This window comes from Arthrobacter sp. S39 (assembly GCF_004320525.1).
Lineage (GTDB): Bacteria > Actinomycetota > Actinomycetes > Actinomycetales > Micrococcaceae > Arthrobacter.
Genome location: NZ_SIHX01000003.1, coordinates 518,873 through 532,631 on the forward strand (window position 1 = coordinate 518,873; position 13,759 = coordinate 532,631).

The following is a 13,759-nucleotide window of genomic DNA, read 5'->3' on the forward strand; positions in this document are numbered from 1 at the left end:
AAAACAGGGTTTGATCGTTCAATGACCATCCCCGATGTTCACTTCTATCCGCAAGGAAGCAGAGGATCCATGGGTTCCCGACCAACGCTGGCGAGCCTGGCCGGGCAGCTGGGAGTGTCCCGGCAGACAATTTCGAATGCCATCAACGCTCCCGAGCGTGTCAGCCCTCCCACTCTGGAACGGGTTAAGGAGCTGATTGCCGCTTCCGGATACCGGCCAAACAGTGCCGCGCGTCAGCTGCGCACACGCCGATCCCGGAACCTTGGTTACCGGCTCTTTCCGTCCGCGGACGGGATCAACGGAGCGGTTATGGACCGGTTTCTTCACGCGCTTACGGAGAGGCTGTATGAGCACGGCTACCGCGTCACTGTATTTGCCGTACCAAACGACGACGCCGAAATCGAAGCCTATGAGGAGCTTCTGGAGACCGCCGACCTGGACGGATTCATTCTCGCAGACACGCGGCCAGACGACCCACGGACGAGCTGGCTGTTGGACAGGGGCGTCCCCTTTGTCACTTTCGGGCGACCTTGGACCGCTGACCGCAGCTCCCCCCACTCCTGGGTGGACGTCGACGGCCGGGCCGGAACAGCGGAGGCCACCAACTACCTGCTCAGTCAAGGCCACCGTCAGATAGGCTTCGTCGGCTGGCCGGAAGGCAAAGATCTCCCCGGCGGCCGGCCCGCCGGGTATGAGCTCGGACGCGACCGGATGGAAGGCTGGAAAGGGGCCCTTTCACCTCATCTTGAGCCAAGGGAGCTGGAGCGATTGTTCGTGGGCGTCCCTGACAGGATCCGCGACGGTGCAGCCGCAGCCCTGACCCTGCTTGGGAACGGCGCCACCGCATTCGTCTGCGCCAGCGACTCCCTGGCGCTGGGGGCCTCGGAACAGCTCAGGGCCGTGTTCCCGGACAAGCCCCCGGCTGTTATTGGCTTTGACGACACCCCCGTCGCCGCAGCAGTAGGGATGAGCAGTGTCTCCCAACCGGTTGAATGGGTGGCCGAGGAGATAGTGGGGATCATAAGAACCACGCTCGACGGTCCTGCAACCCAGACGAAAGCACCTCAGCATCTGTTGCTTCCCCCGCGGCTGGTGCTGCGCGACGGCGGAGGACCGTTGGCCACCACTCCAGCCGGCTAGAGCCCACAGCCGGATAAGCGTGGCCGTGCCCTGATAAAGGACCTAAGCCGAAACCTCAGGCTCTGTGCCGTGCGAGCAGGCTGAACGCATTCGGGACCTGGCCGTTCCAGGCGGCCGCGTCCACGCCGTCGGGCCGCCAGAACGGTTCGGGGTGCTCCTCGAGATGCAGGATCTCGAAGCCTGCACCGGTGATCGCCATGATCGTCTCCGCGAATGTCCGCTGATACTCCACGGCCTCGCCTGCAGGAAAAGAATCATTGACATGGCTCCGGGCGAAGTACCCGCGGTCGCTCCGAACCTCGACCTTGTCACGATCCCAACTCCACAGTGGCGTCAGGGGGTGCGCTTCGTAGATGAAGAGGTGGCCTCCCGGTCGCAGCAGGCGGCGCATCTCGGCCAGCCATGCCTCCAGATCCTCGACCCAGATCAGCGCACCCTTGCCGGTGTAGATGACGTCGGTTGAGTTGCCGATGAGGCCACTCGCCGGCAGCGTCGCGGTCACATACCTGCAGTCGACGCCGAGTTCGTCCGCCCGGCGCTGCGCTGCGGACGCGGCTGTGGGACTGTAGTCGACCCCGGTGACGCTGCGGGCACCGAGATGTATCAGCGCGACGTCGTCGATACCGTGGCCGCTCATCGGATGCACCACGTCGGCGCCGACGACGATGTCGCCGAGCACAGTTTCCTCGATGGGGAGCAGACGGGCGTACTTCGCCTCGTCGAGCAGCTCGTTGTACTCGCGGATATGCTTCTGCGACGCTGACTCCCACGCCTGCTGCGTGTTGCTGTGAACGCTCATCTCCCCCACCCTGTCAGAGAATCGGGGTTGACACCATCACCCGGTCGCCTGCGATCACGGCGTGGGCAGCGCTACTCCGCGGCCCTTCTGGAACGGGCTCCCGCCCGCCCGTTCCGGCCACACGTCGAAAACCGGCAGGGTCTCACCCCCGCATGATGCGGTCTCCATGCTCAACTCCCCCTGCACCAGCGGGCGCGTATCAAGGTCCGCCATGTAGATGAAGCCCCATTCGTTGAGAATGACCGCCCTGTTGGCCAGCGTGGTCCCAAAGTAGGAAACGTGGCCTTCGGCGTCCACCATCAGGGGCGTGACCTTCGCGGTGAACCCCGCCGGCCAGCGCAGGTAGACCTTCTCGGTACTGTTCGAAAAGGTGAAGCAGGCCTCGGACGCTGCAACGTAGCCGCGCACCTCGCCGTCCCGCTGACCGTCTGCAGCCTGGGTGCCCAAGATCCTGTCAGGCGCGGACGCAGCCAACGAACCGCCGCCGTGCGTGGCAACGGGTACGTCCCCAACCGGCGCCACATTGATGCGCGACTGCAGGTCTGCACCAATTTCCACCGGTTCATCCGTGGCGGGATCCACGGTGGCCGCCGTCCTGATGTTCTGGATCTGCAGCAGCGCATGAGGCGCCTCAATGAGATGCAGCCCGCCATCGGCTCCCCGGGCAAAGAACCCGAGGTACGTAAACGGCGCTTCGTTCCGGCTGTCCCGCCACAGAAGGGATCCGTTGATGCCTTCCTCCGCTGATGCCACGTCAACAGCCGTTTCGCCGGGGGTCAGGTCGCCTTTCAGCACCTGCCGCACGTTGACGGGTTCGACGCCGAGCCCCGCCCGGAGGTTCCGGGCCGCGTTGGGCAGCGCCTCCAGGACGAGCACTTCGTCTGCAGAGAGGAAGAGGTCGTGGAACGGCCCGGCGGGAGGGGTGGGCGCCGGCGCGCTGGTGGGAGCCGGCGAGGGAGCTGAGACGGATTCGGTGGCGGCCGGTGTTTCCACGGGGACGGCCTGCAGGAAGTTGGCCGTGAGGACAGCTGCGGCCACGGCAGCGGCAGCCAGGAAGGCTCCGGCCGCCCGCCAACGTCTTGCGGGGGGCCTGCTGTAACTTTCCGGGCCGCCGGCGAAGATGTGGGTCGCGTCGGATTCCATGAAGGCCAGGCTTCGGGACCGGCTCCGGGCCAGCTCGGGCTCCGTGACGTTGGCCGCGGGGTCGGCGGAGAGGATGCGCTGCTCGTCGGCAGCGGACAGGTCCTTCATCGTTGGTACTCCTCTGACTCTTGTTCAGCCTGAAGCAGGCGGCCGAGTGCTTTGCGTGCCCGGTGGAGGCGCATCCTGATGGCCGTGGCGGTGGTGTTGAGCAGGTCGGACAGCTCACTGGAGCTGAAGCCGTCCCAGTACGTGAGCAGCAGGACTTCCCGCTCGTCGGGCTTGAGCCGGGCCAGCGCCTCATGGACGGAGCCGTCGGCGTCGCGGGCCTGCCCGGTTCGTTCCAGCTGGAGCTGCAGCATCAGATTGGCCGAGCGGGCGGCGGACCTCAGGTGGTTGCGCAGAACGTTCTGTGCGACCCCGAAGAGGAACATCGCTGAGAGCTCCTCCCCATGGCCCGACTTCTCCCAGGCGATCCGAAAGACCTCCGCGCACAGGTCCTCGGCGGTGGAAGCATTCTCAGCGCGGCGGCGAAAATAGCGGTAGATGCGGTCGTGGCAGGCAGCGTGGGCCGCCATGAACCGCTTTTGTCGTTCCAGTTCCACACGCTCCCCCAGAGGCGTTTGTAAGCTCATACCCCGTTAATGTCCGGCAGCCCGGCAAGTGTAACGGGGATCCTTGATTTCCCTCGGCCCGGCCCAGGCCTGACTCAGCTACACGCCAGTTAACAGTTCTTGTCACGCAGTTAACCGCCCATTCACGCCGTCCTCAGGACCTGTCCAACCGGCATCCGTAGGTTCGAAGCCATGGACAACATCTCACGCAGATCCCTGATTTCCGCCGGCCTCGGGGCCGGGCTGGTCGCCGCCCTGCCGGGTGCCGCCGTCGCCGTTTCGACCGCGGACGACGCCGGTCTCCGCACCGATCCGTTCCTGCTCGGCATCGCCTCGGGCGAGCCGTGGCCGGACGGCTTTGTCATCTGGACGCGGCTGGCGCTGGATCCGATCGCGGAGGACGGCCTGGGCGGCATGCCTTCCCGCGACGTCGCGGTCGCCTGGGAAGTGGCCGAGGACGCCGGCATGCGCACCGTAGTAGCCCGCGGCGTCGAAACCGCCCGGATCGAAACCGGGCACTCGGTCCACGTGGAGCTCAAAGGCCTGCGCCCGGGGCGCGAGTACTTCTACCGGTTCCGCACCGGCCGGCACGTCAGTTCGGTGGGGCGCACGCTGACCAGCCCGGCGCCGCACGAGACGCCGGCGGCGCTGGCCATGGCGTTCGCCAGCTGCTCGCAGTACGAGCACGGCTACTTCACCGCCTATTCGCGGCTCGCCGAGGACCACCCGGACCTGGTGCTGCACCTCGGCGACTATATGTACGAGTACAAGAAGGGCAGCTACGTGATCGGCGGCGGCAACCCGCGCGACCACCAGGGCCCCGAGACCTCCAGCCTGGCCGGTTACCGGCAGCGGCACGCGCAGTACAAGTCCGACGCCGACCTGCAGGCCGCGCACGCGGTCGCGCCGTGGCTGGTGGTCTGGGATGACCACGAGGTGGACAACAACTGGGCGGACGAGGTCCCGGAAAACACGGATGCCGCCCAGCTGAACGACTCCACCGAGCGGTTCCGGCAGCGCCGTGCCGCGGCGTTCCAGGCGTACTACGAGAACATGCCGCTGCGGGCCTCGTCCGTGCCGGCCGGGTTCGACATGAAGATCTACCGGACCATCCAGTGGGGCCAGCTGGCCAACTTCCACATGATGGACACCCGGCAGTACCGTGACGACCAGCTCGCCGGGGACGGCTGGCGGAAGAACGTGGCGGAGCGCCTCGCCGAGGACCGCACCATCACCGGCGCCGAGCAGGAGAAGTGGCTGCTGGACGGGTTCAGGAACTCAACCCAGCGCTGGGACGTCCTGGGCCAGCAGGTGTTCTTCGCCGAGCGGGACCGCGCCCAGGCCCTGGATGTTGACGACGTCTCCATGGACGGCTGGGACGGCTACGCCGCGTCGCGCCGCCGCATTACCCAGGGCTGGGTGGACGCGAACGTCCGCAACGCCGTGGTCCTCACCGGCGACGTGCACCGCAACTGGGCCAACGACCTCAAGGTGGACTACAAGGACCCGGCCTCCCCCGTGGTCGGCTCGGAACTGGTCTGCACGTCCATCACCTCCACCGGCAACGGCACCGGCTCCACCACGGACCCCACCATGGCCTGGAACCCGCACCTGAAGTTGTACAACGACAACCGCGGCTACGTAAACACCCGCATTACAAAGGATGCTTTGACCGCGGACTTCCGGACGCTGGACTACGTCACGACGCCGGGATCCCCCGTCAGCACGAAAGCCTCCTTCGCGATCCAGGACAGCGTGCCGGGTCTGCAGGCACGCTAACCGAAGAACCCCTGCACCAAGGAGGCGGACGACGGCGGGCGCGAACCCGCCGTCGTCCGCCCACTTTCCCGACGGGTTGTTGTGCCCATGGCCGGATACGGCGCAGGTGTGACAGCATTCCTTGTGGGCCGGTCACCGAGCCCGTCATCAGCAGTGGGGGGAAAATGAACGGCCGAAGACAACCGCACCTGTCGCACCGCGCAGGGGCAGCCCTCATGATCCTCGGGACAACCCTCATGGCTGGCTGCACGGCACCGGAGGAGCCCAAAGCGGTGACAAGCAGCGCTCCGCCGGTCACCGTGGCCCCCGCGCCAGTGGCGGAAAGCTTCCCCGAATACGATGCCCTGCGTGCAGAGCTCATTGCGGCACTGGAAGCGAAGATGCCGGACATCAGCTGGACCATGGACAAGCCAGCCACGCTGGCCACGCTGAAGGACGGCAGATGCATGCTCTACCCGCAAACCATGAAGAGCAGCGCCGACGTAGTAGAGCCATCCAACCAGTTCGCTGACATTTTCGCCGCTGGTGATCCCGTTCTGACGAGGCACGGATTCCCTCCCTTCGATGGAACGGACGCAGTTCCCGGGGGGTGGGTGGTTGCCCGCAGCACGGACGCCGCCGGTGCCACCCTGACCATCGAATCAAAGAGCCCGGCCTACCTGCGCATCAGCGTCCCGGTGGACTCCCCCACGTGCAGCGCGGACGAGATCCCGCCAAGCTGACGGCGGCATTTTCTCCCGGAGCGCGGGAACGGCAGCATGCAAACAACCAGTGTGGCTTGAACATTATCTAAAGGGGGCGGGCGGATGCCTGGAATTTATGGCGCCGACATTGAACAGTTGCGTGCACTCGCAAAAACGATGTCGCAGCATTCGGACAAGGTGAACTCGTTGTCCACGGAACTGGGCCAACTGCTTTCCCGGGCACCTTGGGACGGGCGTGACGCCGTCGCGTTCCGGGCCGCCTGGGACTCGGAACACCGGCCGGTGCTCAAGCGCGTTGCCGCGGAACTCCACAGCCAGGCACAGGAGCTGGCCCGCAATGCGGACCAGCAGGAGAAGGCCAGCACGGGAGCAACGGAGCCTGGGAGCTCAGGAAAGCCTGACTCGAACCCTCCCGGGGATCCGAGACCGTTGGACCCGGCCCGCCCCGACGTGGACGTGCCGGGCGATGTCCGCGAGGACCCGGACGCTGGCGATCCCCGCGATATCAAGCAGGGACAGATCGGCGACTGCTGGCTCCTGGCAGGCATAGGCTCCGTTGCCCAGACCCTGGAGCGGGACGGCAAACTTGATGAGTTCCTCGCCGAACACCTGAGCCCCGTGGGTGATCCGCCGACGCACTGGGTGGTAACCCTCTATGAAGACGGCAAGCCCGTGGAAGTCACCGTCGAGGCAAAGTCCACCGACGGCGGAGTCCGCGGTGCCGATGGCCAGCCGAACTGGCTGTCCATCTACGAACGCGCCGCGGCGGAGCACCGGGGTGGTTCCTATGACGACATCGACGGCGGATTCAGCCACGATGCGATGGAGCTGATGACGGGTAGGTCCGCGGACAGGGACGGCGAACTGGACCTGGCTGAGATCGAGGACAAGCTCGCCGGCGGCCAGGCTGTGTCCGTGGGCACCGAAGCTACCAAGGACGACGATTTTGACTGGGTCTGGGAGTCCGACGAAGTCAACCGCACCGATGTGGTTCCCAACCACGCCTACGTTGTTGTTGAGGTCAAAACCAACGACGACGGCGAGAAGGTAGTGGTTCTGGCCAACCCGTGGGGACCGGCCGGCGGCCGCATGGACGGCGACGACGACCTCAAGGCGGGCACGCTGGAACTGACCGAGGATGAGTACAAGGAAAACTTCGATTCCGTGTACTCCGTGGACACGAAGTAAGGATGGCCGTGGAACAGCTTGTAACAGTTAAACAGGGCATGCAGCCCACGTTCGGCGGTGTCCAGGTGGGAATCGTCAAGATCGGCTTGGCTGATGGCGCCCCCGCAATCCAGGTGTGGATCCGGACCGCCGAGCAGGAGCGCAAGCAGGCCTTCCGGGAGGGCCACTCGGTGGCCCTGCCCGGCGCAGGAACCTTGCGGTTCGATTCCATCCGGCCAGCCGATGGCAGCACTGCAGCCTCGGCCGTCCTTGCTTACGACGCCCCGGACTGACCCCAGTCCTGGGACCTGCGCCCGCCCGGCGCCTCAGAGACTGAACACGCTTTATCAGACTCAGTCCAGGACCGGCGTCGAGCGGCGCCCAGGCGAGAACATGAGTACTACGGCCGCGATCGTGATCAGGACGGCTACGCCAACCAGCAGCTTGATGCCTGCTGGCACGTCGACGAAGAACGCCGGCAGTGCGGTGAGGGTCATGATGATGATCGCGCCGGCCGCGACGCGGAGCGCGGCGCGGTTGCCCGTACGCCACGTGATGATCACGGCGACCAGGCCAACCAGGCCGAGCACGGCGTCGATGATGAGGATGCCGATAGGCGGGCCCTCCTGGCCGTCCGGGGTGGGGAACAGCACGCCCAGGACGTTCAGCGCGCTGTACAGGCCGGCCAGCACGAGGCCGACCTGCTGTCGTTTCGATGTGGTGTTCATGGTTTGCTCCTCGGATGGGTCGGATGAAGTGGACCACTCCAGTGTCGGCCCGCGCCGCTTCCCTGAACGAGGGACGGCCTGCCTCTCCATTTTCCCGCGTATCCCGGGTGAAAGGGAGGAAGTTCCCGGATCAACCCGGAGCGGACGCGCCCATAATGGGTTCATGAACCTCAGGGTGCTGATCGCGGACGACCATCCTGTCGTCCGCGGCGGGCTCCGGGCGCTGATCGAGACCCTGGAAGGACTCGAGGTGGCCGGCGAGGCAGGCGACGGCGAGACCGCCGTGCGGGAGGCCCAACTCCTGCGGCCCGACGTCGTGCTTATGGACGTCCGGATGCCCGGTCTCGACGGTGTGGAGGCCACCCGCCGGATCCGTGCGTCGGTGCCTGAGACGGCCGTGCTTATGCTGACCATGTACGACGACGACGCGACCGTCTTCACCGCGATGCAGGCCGGAGCCCGTGGCTACCTGCTCAAGGGGGCCGGGCAGGAAGAGATCGTCGCGGCCATCCGCGCGGTCGTCACCGGGCAGGCGATCTTCGGGCCGGGCGTGGCGGCACGCATACTGGGCTACTTCACTGCACCACCCACACCACGGCCCACCCCCTTCCCGGAGCTCACCGCGCGCGAGCGCGAGATTCTCGACCTGCTCGCGTCCGGACGGCGTACGACGGCGATCGCGGAGGCGCTGTTCCTCTCCCCCAAGACGGTCAGCAACCACCTGACCAGCATCTTCGCCAAGCTCGAGGTGCTGGACCGGGCCGCCGCGATCATCCGCGCCCGTGAAGGCGGGCTCGGCACGTGACCGCCTCTCCTGCACTGCTCGCGCTGGCCGCCCTTGGGTTGAGCGCGGCCATCAGCGGGTTGGCGCTGCTCGGCGTGCGCCGGGTCCGGCCCAGCGCCGTACTCATGGTGTTCGCAGGACTGGCCACCATCGTGGGGACCGTTCTGGAAGCGACGGGCGGAGCCTACGCGTCCTTGGCATTCATTATCGGCGGCATGTTGCTGGCGCCGCTCGCACTGACCGCGTACCCGGCGATCACCTGGCGTCACCCGGTGGACTTCGTCTCGCTGGTCGTGATCGGAGGCTCGGGCGTCCTGGCGGTGGTCTGGGCAGGGAGCGAAGCGGCAGTGTTGACGATGGTCCTGGTCATCGCCTGTGCCCTGATCGCGCACACCTGGTGGAAAATCGAACGCGCCACGGGCCGCGACCGGTGGGCCCTCAACTGGATGGCGCTCGCGGGTTCACTGGTGGGGATAACCATGTTCATCACCCCGTTCATGCCGCTGGGCACAGTCGGAGAGGTGATTGCCTACCTCGCCATGAGCACCGTCGCACCGGCCCTGTACATCGGGGTCCGCCGGCCCGAGGTGGTCGATGTCAGGGGTCTGATGGTGCGATCCGTGGTTTTTGTGACCGCGGTTGTCGGCTACGTGGCCCTCTTCATGACCCTCGAGTCTCTGGTCGAAATCCTGGGCGGCCGCGTCCCGGCTCCGGGCACGCTGGCGATCATCGGCGCCGTCGCGGCGACAACCTTCCATCCGCTGCAGGTCGTTCTGCGCGCCGTTGTCGACGAGCTCCTCTTCGGCACGCGTCCGGACCCGCTGGGGGCGGCCACCCGGGTCGTCGGCCACATCGGTGACGACCCGGTGCTCGCACTGCGGGCGATTCGCGAGGCGCTGGTCCTCCCGTACTCTGCGCTCCGCCTGGACGGGAAGACCGTCGCCGAGTCCGGGGCAGAGGTCACCCACACCCGGACCCTCGCGCTCGCCCTGGGCCCGGACCGGACCGGAGAGCTCGCAGTGGGGCTGCGGCCCGGTGACCTGACGCTGTCCGCGGGCGACAGCCACGTGCTCAGCCTCGTCGCGCCGCTGCTGGCCCAGACCCTGCGCGCCCGGGCACTGGCCGACGAACTGCGGGAGTCACGTGGCCAGGCCATCACCGCCATCGCGGAGGAACGCCGTCGGCTGCGCCGCGACCTCCACGACGGCCTCGGCGCCCGGCTGTCCGGGATCGCGTTCACGTCGGACGCCTTGCGTAATACCCTGCGCAGCGACCCTTCCGGAGCAGAGGACCTGCTGCGGACCCTGCGCCAGGAGACAGTGACCGCGCTTGAGGACATCCGTGGACTGGTCTACGCGATGCGGCCACCTGCTCTCGACGAGCTCGGTCTCGTCACCGCCCTGCGGCAGCAGGCACTGGCCCTGCGAACTCCTGACGGGACACCACTGCGGGTCGATCTGCGCGCAGACAGGCTGGAGGCGCTTCCCGCGGCCGTCGAGGTGGCGGTCTACCGCATCGTCATCGAGGCGCTGACCAACGTGGCCAGGCACGCCAAGTCGACCAACGCGACGGTCAGCCTCGCACTCCGTGCGGAGGCCCTCGAGATCGAGATCACCGACGACGGGAGCACCGGTACGCCGTGGCAGGCCGGCGTCGGCATCGCCTCCATGGGAGAGCGGGCGGCCGAGCTCGGCGGCACGCTCTCCGCCAAGGGCACCCCCCGGGGCGGCCGAGTGTATGCAGTGCTACCAATCCCGCCGTGACACCATGCGGCATATTGGTTGGTGTCGGCGGCCAAACAGCCATGGTCCGTCCGAGGCATTACCTTCCCTGGACTGCGGCTTCGAGGACCTGCTGCAGGCCTGTGACGGGAATGTCGGGGAATTCCGCCCGCGAGGGTTCCCACTCGAAGCCGGCGGCTCCCGTTTCCTCCAGGATCCCGGCCCGTGCGACTCGGGCGAGGAAGGGTGAGAAGGGCTTCGCTGCGACAGACAGGACGCGCTCGGCCGCGACCGGGATCCGCTGGACTGACCCGTGGCCGGCCCGGCTGAGCAGCGCCTCCGCCAACTCGTTGGCTGTGAGTGTCAGCGAACCCCATTCGAGGACACGGTTCCGCAGCGCAGGGTCCGTGAGCGCACGGACCACAAGGGCGGCTGCGTCCCGGACAGATGTGAAGGTGACCGGGGCAGACCCGGAACCGAACACCAGCACCTTGCCCTTGGACTCGAGCGGGGCGGTCATGGTCTCAAGCCGCTGCTCAAGGAGCGACCCGATCCTGATGATCGTCCACTCCATGCCGGATGTGCGGACGGACTCCTCGGCCGCGGCCTTGCAGCGCAGGAAGTCGATGGGTCCGTCAGGGGCGGCACCGTGCATGGACATCATGACCAGGTGCTCCACTCCGGCGGCTGCCGCCGCACGGACGAGCCGGATGGCGCCGTCCCGGTCCACGGTGCGTGGATCGGAGTCCTTGATGCCAAACCCGGAGGCCGCGAACACTACCGCGTTGCAGCCAGACACCGCTTCCCGGCAGTCCGCTTCGGAGGCGAGGTCACCGCGCAGGAGCTCGACGCCGTCGCCCGCCGTATCGGGGAAGGGCTGGGAAGAGCCGCGGGCCATGACGCGGACCGGATGCCCGGCGTCCACAAGCAGGGGAACCAGCGCGCGGCCAAGCCGGCCCGTACCGCCCACCACGAGGATCATGACCGGTCACCGCTTCCTGCTGCCCCGCGGACGGCCATGGCCACCGCAGCGTTTACGTCCCCGGACTCGCGCTCCACCGGTTCGAGGTAGAAGTGCGCCGCAGCGATCCTGTCATCACGGACGGTGAAGATGGCCACCCCCGCGGACTGCGTTACCGAGCCATCAGGCCGGGTACCCCTATTGCTCCATTCCATCCAAACCTTGTTGCCGGCTCCCGTCGTCGCGTCGTGCACGGTGAGTCTCAAATCCGGAAGCCCGGCGAAGAGCGCGGCCCAGTTCTTTTGCACCTGCGCGGAGCCCGTGAAACCGCGGGCAGGGTGGGCGGGGGTGGTGTTCTGATAGTCCTCGGCGAACTCTGCCACCATCGCCTCGAGATCGTGGCGGTTCGCGGCGGCCATCATGCGCCGCACCGGACCCTCGGGAAGGCGATCGATTCCTGAAGCGTCCATGATTTGCTCCTCTATTTATCCGTCGCGGGTGGACGGGGACGCTGGTATGCTAAATTTGATACAGTCAGCTGTAATTAACTGATACAAGGAGTCTAAGCCTCGTGGGATCCGTGGTCAATGAATCGCATGGCCGGGCTTCCCGCCCTCGCGCCTACGACGCCCGGCGTCGCCAGGAGGCAGCTGAAGAGGCGAGGATGTTGGTTCTCACGCGGTCGCGCGAGCTGTTCCTGACGGGTGGATATGGCCGGACCACCATTGCCGCGATCGCCCGGGCTGCCGGGGTCTCAAAGGAGTCCGTGTACAAGGGCTTCGGCGGAAAGCCGGGGCTGGTGCGGGCAATCTATGAGCAGAGCCTGCTCGGAGCCGGCGGCCCACCCGCTGAGGAACGGTCGGACCACGCGCAAACCACCGTTACCGACCCCCGTGAACTCATGGAGCGGCTCGGCCGGTTCACCACCGAAGTCAGTCCGCTCGGCTCCCCAATCTTCCTTCTCATTCGGGACGCCGCCGCCAGCGGGGATCCGGACATGGCCGCGCTCCTGCTCGACGTCGACGACGCGCGGTATCGCCGGATGCTGCACAACGCGCGGCAGGTCCTCGCCCGGGGGTTCCTGAGGGCGGACCTGACAGAGGAGGAGGTAGCCGACGTTATGTTCACCTGCACCTCGGCTGAGCTCTACGAAAACCTTGTTCTCAAGCGCGGCTGGACCGCGGACCGCTACGGCCGCTTTATCGCCAGAACGCTGGCAGCGAACCTCCTGCCCGAGCCTCCGGCCTAAGCCCCGGGCACCCCCCACCCACCCCCGGAGTCCCTTTTCGGTAGGTGGTGAAGTCCTTCCCCACCACGGCGGCGTGGCGGCCATCTCGGCTGGCCGCCCCTTCGCTGTTGTTCAGTCAGCCGTGGCGGGCCTCCGACCATTGTGCGGCATGAAGGCCCGGCGATACGATGCTGCCGGGGAGAGGTCCTCGTCTCGCACGTCGACCGTTAGGGGCCAATCTAATGACTGATTTCTTCACCATGCAGCCCGGCGAGACCGCAGCGCCGCTACCACCGGGACCCGTCCTGTGTGCCGGAACGGCCGGCATGCGGCGCATCCACCGCTTTTTCCTGTGGGCCTACAACGAGGCGCCGGGTCTGGTGCGCTCCGCCGCAGCCGGCGACACCGCCCGCGCCGCTTATGTGGGCGACGTGCTGGGGAACTTCGACAAAGTGCTCCATTTGCACCACGAGGGCGAGGACCAGCTCATGTACCCGCAGCTCGCGGCAAGGGCACCGGCGTGTGCCTTGCACGTAGCGCAGATGCTTGAGCAGCACCGTCAGGTGACGCAGCGCCTTGAGAGCATCGAGCCGGTGCGCCTCCGGTGGATGGAGACGGCAGATGCAGGAGTTGGCCGGGAACTCGCAGAGCGCTACGAAGACTTAAAGGCCGTCCTTAACGTTCACCTGCGCCGCGAAGTCACCGAGGTGATGCCCGTCGTGGACAGGGTGCTGACCGAGAAGGAACTGGAGGAGGGCGCGAAGCACGGGATCGACCAGCTCGACAAGAAGTTCCTGGTGGGCTACCTCGGGATGGTGCTGGCCACGAATCCGCCCGAAGACCAGAAGGAAATGATCAAGGACATCCCCGCTCCGGTGCGCCTTGGCTACCGCCTCGTGGGGCGCAGGATGTACCGGAAACAGTACGCGACACTTTTCCCTGGGCGCCCGATTCCCGAGACACTCTAGAATCGGCAATGGCGCCGATCCCTCGG

At 66.7% G+C, this 13,759-nt stretch carries 15 protein-coding genes; 9 read left to right on the top strand and 6 right to left on the bottom strand.

Annotation, left to right across the window (positions count from 1 at the left end):
- Positions 1–69 precede the first annotated feature (69 nt).
- On the top strand, positions 70–1,140 hold the full coding sequence (locus EYS21_RS08810) for a substrate-binding domain-containing protein (protein WP_131132808.1): 1,071 nt from the start codon (positions 70–72) through the stop codon (positions 1,138–1,140).
- 55 nt (positions 1,141–1,195) lie between these two features.
- On the opposite strand, the gene EYS21_RS08815 is transcribed toward EYS21_RS08810, so the two are convergent.
- From EYS21_RS08815 to EYS21_RS08825, 3 genes are read right to left on the bottom strand one after another with little or no spacing between them, the layout of a single operon-like run.
- Positions 1,196–1,939 carry a class I SAM-dependent methyltransferase gene (locus tag EYS21_RS08815; RefSeq protein ID WP_131132809.1) on the bottom strand — a complete coding sequence of 248 codons (744 nt, stop codon included), beginning with the start codon at positions 1,937–1,939 and terminating at the stop codon, positions 1,196–1,198.
- Between the two features lie 54 nt (positions 1,940–1,993).
- A complete protein-coding gene (locus tag EYS21_RS08820; protein ID WP_131132810.1) occupies positions 1,994–3,190 on the bottom strand; it encodes a hypothetical protein in 1,197 nt (398 codons plus the stop codon).
- Positions 3,187–3,714, bottom strand: a complete 528-nt coding sequence (locus tag EYS21_RS08825; RefSeq protein ID WP_131132811.1) for an RNA polymerase sigma factor — start codon at positions 3,712–3,714, stop codon at positions 3,187–3,189. The genes EYS21_RS08820 and EYS21_RS08825 overlap by 4 nt, the downstream gene beginning before the upstream one ends.
- Before the next feature lie 171 nt (positions 3,715–3,885).
- Here EYS21_RS08825 and EYS21_RS08830 point away from each other — a divergent pair, with 171 nt between their 5' ends.
- From EYS21_RS08830 to EYS21_RS08845, 4 genes are all read left to right on the top strand, one after another.
- Entirely contained in the window at positions 3,886–5,472 is a 1,587-nt protein-coding gene (locus EYS21_RS08830; RefSeq protein WP_131132812.1) for an alkaline phosphatase D family protein, read from the top strand.
- 272 nt (positions 5,473–5,744) lie between these two features.
- Positions 5,745–6,194, top strand: a complete 450-nt coding sequence (locus tag EYS21_RS08835; protein ID WP_242633341.1) for a hypothetical protein — start codon at positions 5,745–5,747, stop codon at positions 6,192–6,194.
- Positions 6,195–6,278: 84 nt separating this feature from the next.
- Positions 6,279–7,364, top strand: a complete 1,086-nt coding sequence (locus EYS21_RS08840) for a C2 family cysteine protease (protein ID WP_131132814.1) — start codon at positions 6,279–6,281, stop codon at positions 7,362–7,364.
- 8 nt (positions 7,365–7,372) lie between these two features.
- Complete coding sequence (locus tag EYS21_RS08845) at positions 7,373–7,636, top strand: hypothetical protein (RefSeq protein ID WP_131132815.1); 264 nt, start codon at positions 7,373–7,375, stop codon at positions 7,634–7,636.
- A 60-nt stretch (positions 7,637–7,696) separates the two neighbouring features.
- Here the strand turns inward: EYS21_RS08845 and EYS21_RS08850 are convergent, their stop codons facing one another.
- Positions 7,697–8,071, bottom strand: a complete 375-nt coding sequence (locus EYS21_RS08850) for a hypothetical protein (RefSeq protein ID WP_131132816.1) — start codon at positions 8,069–8,071, stop codon at positions 7,697–7,699.
- A gap of 163 nt (positions 8,072–8,234) precedes the next feature.
- On the opposite strand from EYS21_RS08850, the gene EYS21_RS08855 reads away from it, so the two are divergent.
- Positions 8,235–8,876 (top strand): response regulator transcription factor, encoded by a 642-nt coding sequence (locus EYS21_RS08855; protein WP_131132817.1) that lies wholly within the window; start codon positions 8,235–8,237, stop codon positions 8,874–8,876.
- The gene (locus tag EYS21_RS08860; protein ID WP_131132818.1) at positions 8,873–10,618 is read left to right on the top strand and encodes a histidine kinase; all 1,746 of its coding nucleotides are present in this window, start codon (positions 8,873–8,875) and stop codon (positions 10,616–10,618) included. The genes EYS21_RS08855 and EYS21_RS08860 overlap by 4 nt, the downstream gene beginning before the upstream one ends.
- A gap of 58 nt (positions 10,619–10,676) precedes the next feature.
- On the opposite strand, the gene EYS21_RS08865 is transcribed toward EYS21_RS08860, so the two are convergent.
- Positions 10,677–11,558, bottom strand: coding sequence for an SDR family oxidoreductase (locus EYS21_RS08865; RefSeq protein WP_131132819.1), 882 nt, complete (start codon positions 11,556–11,558; stop codon positions 10,677–10,679).
- Entirely contained in the window at positions 11,555–12,007 is a 453-nt protein-coding gene (locus EYS21_RS08870; RefSeq protein WP_131132820.1) for a nuclear transport factor 2 family protein, read from the bottom strand. The genes EYS21_RS08865 and EYS21_RS08870 overlap by 4 nt, the downstream gene beginning before the upstream one ends.
- A 194-nt stretch (positions 12,008–12,201) precedes the next feature.
- Here EYS21_RS08870 and EYS21_RS08875 point away from each other — a divergent pair, with 194 nt between their 5' ends.
- Positions 12,202–12,786 carry a TetR/AcrR family transcriptional regulator gene (locus EYS21_RS08875; RefSeq protein ID WP_131132821.1) on the top strand — a complete coding sequence of 195 codons (585 nt, stop codon included), beginning with the start codon at positions 12,202–12,204 and terminating at the stop codon, positions 12,784–12,786.
- A gap of 221 nt (positions 12,787–13,007) precedes the next feature.
- On the top strand, positions 13,008–13,733 hold the full coding sequence (locus EYS21_RS08880) for a hemerythrin domain-containing protein (protein ID WP_131132822.1): 726 nt from the start codon (positions 13,008–13,010) through the stop codon (positions 13,731–13,733).
- Positions 13,734–13,759 lie beyond the last annotated feature (26 nt).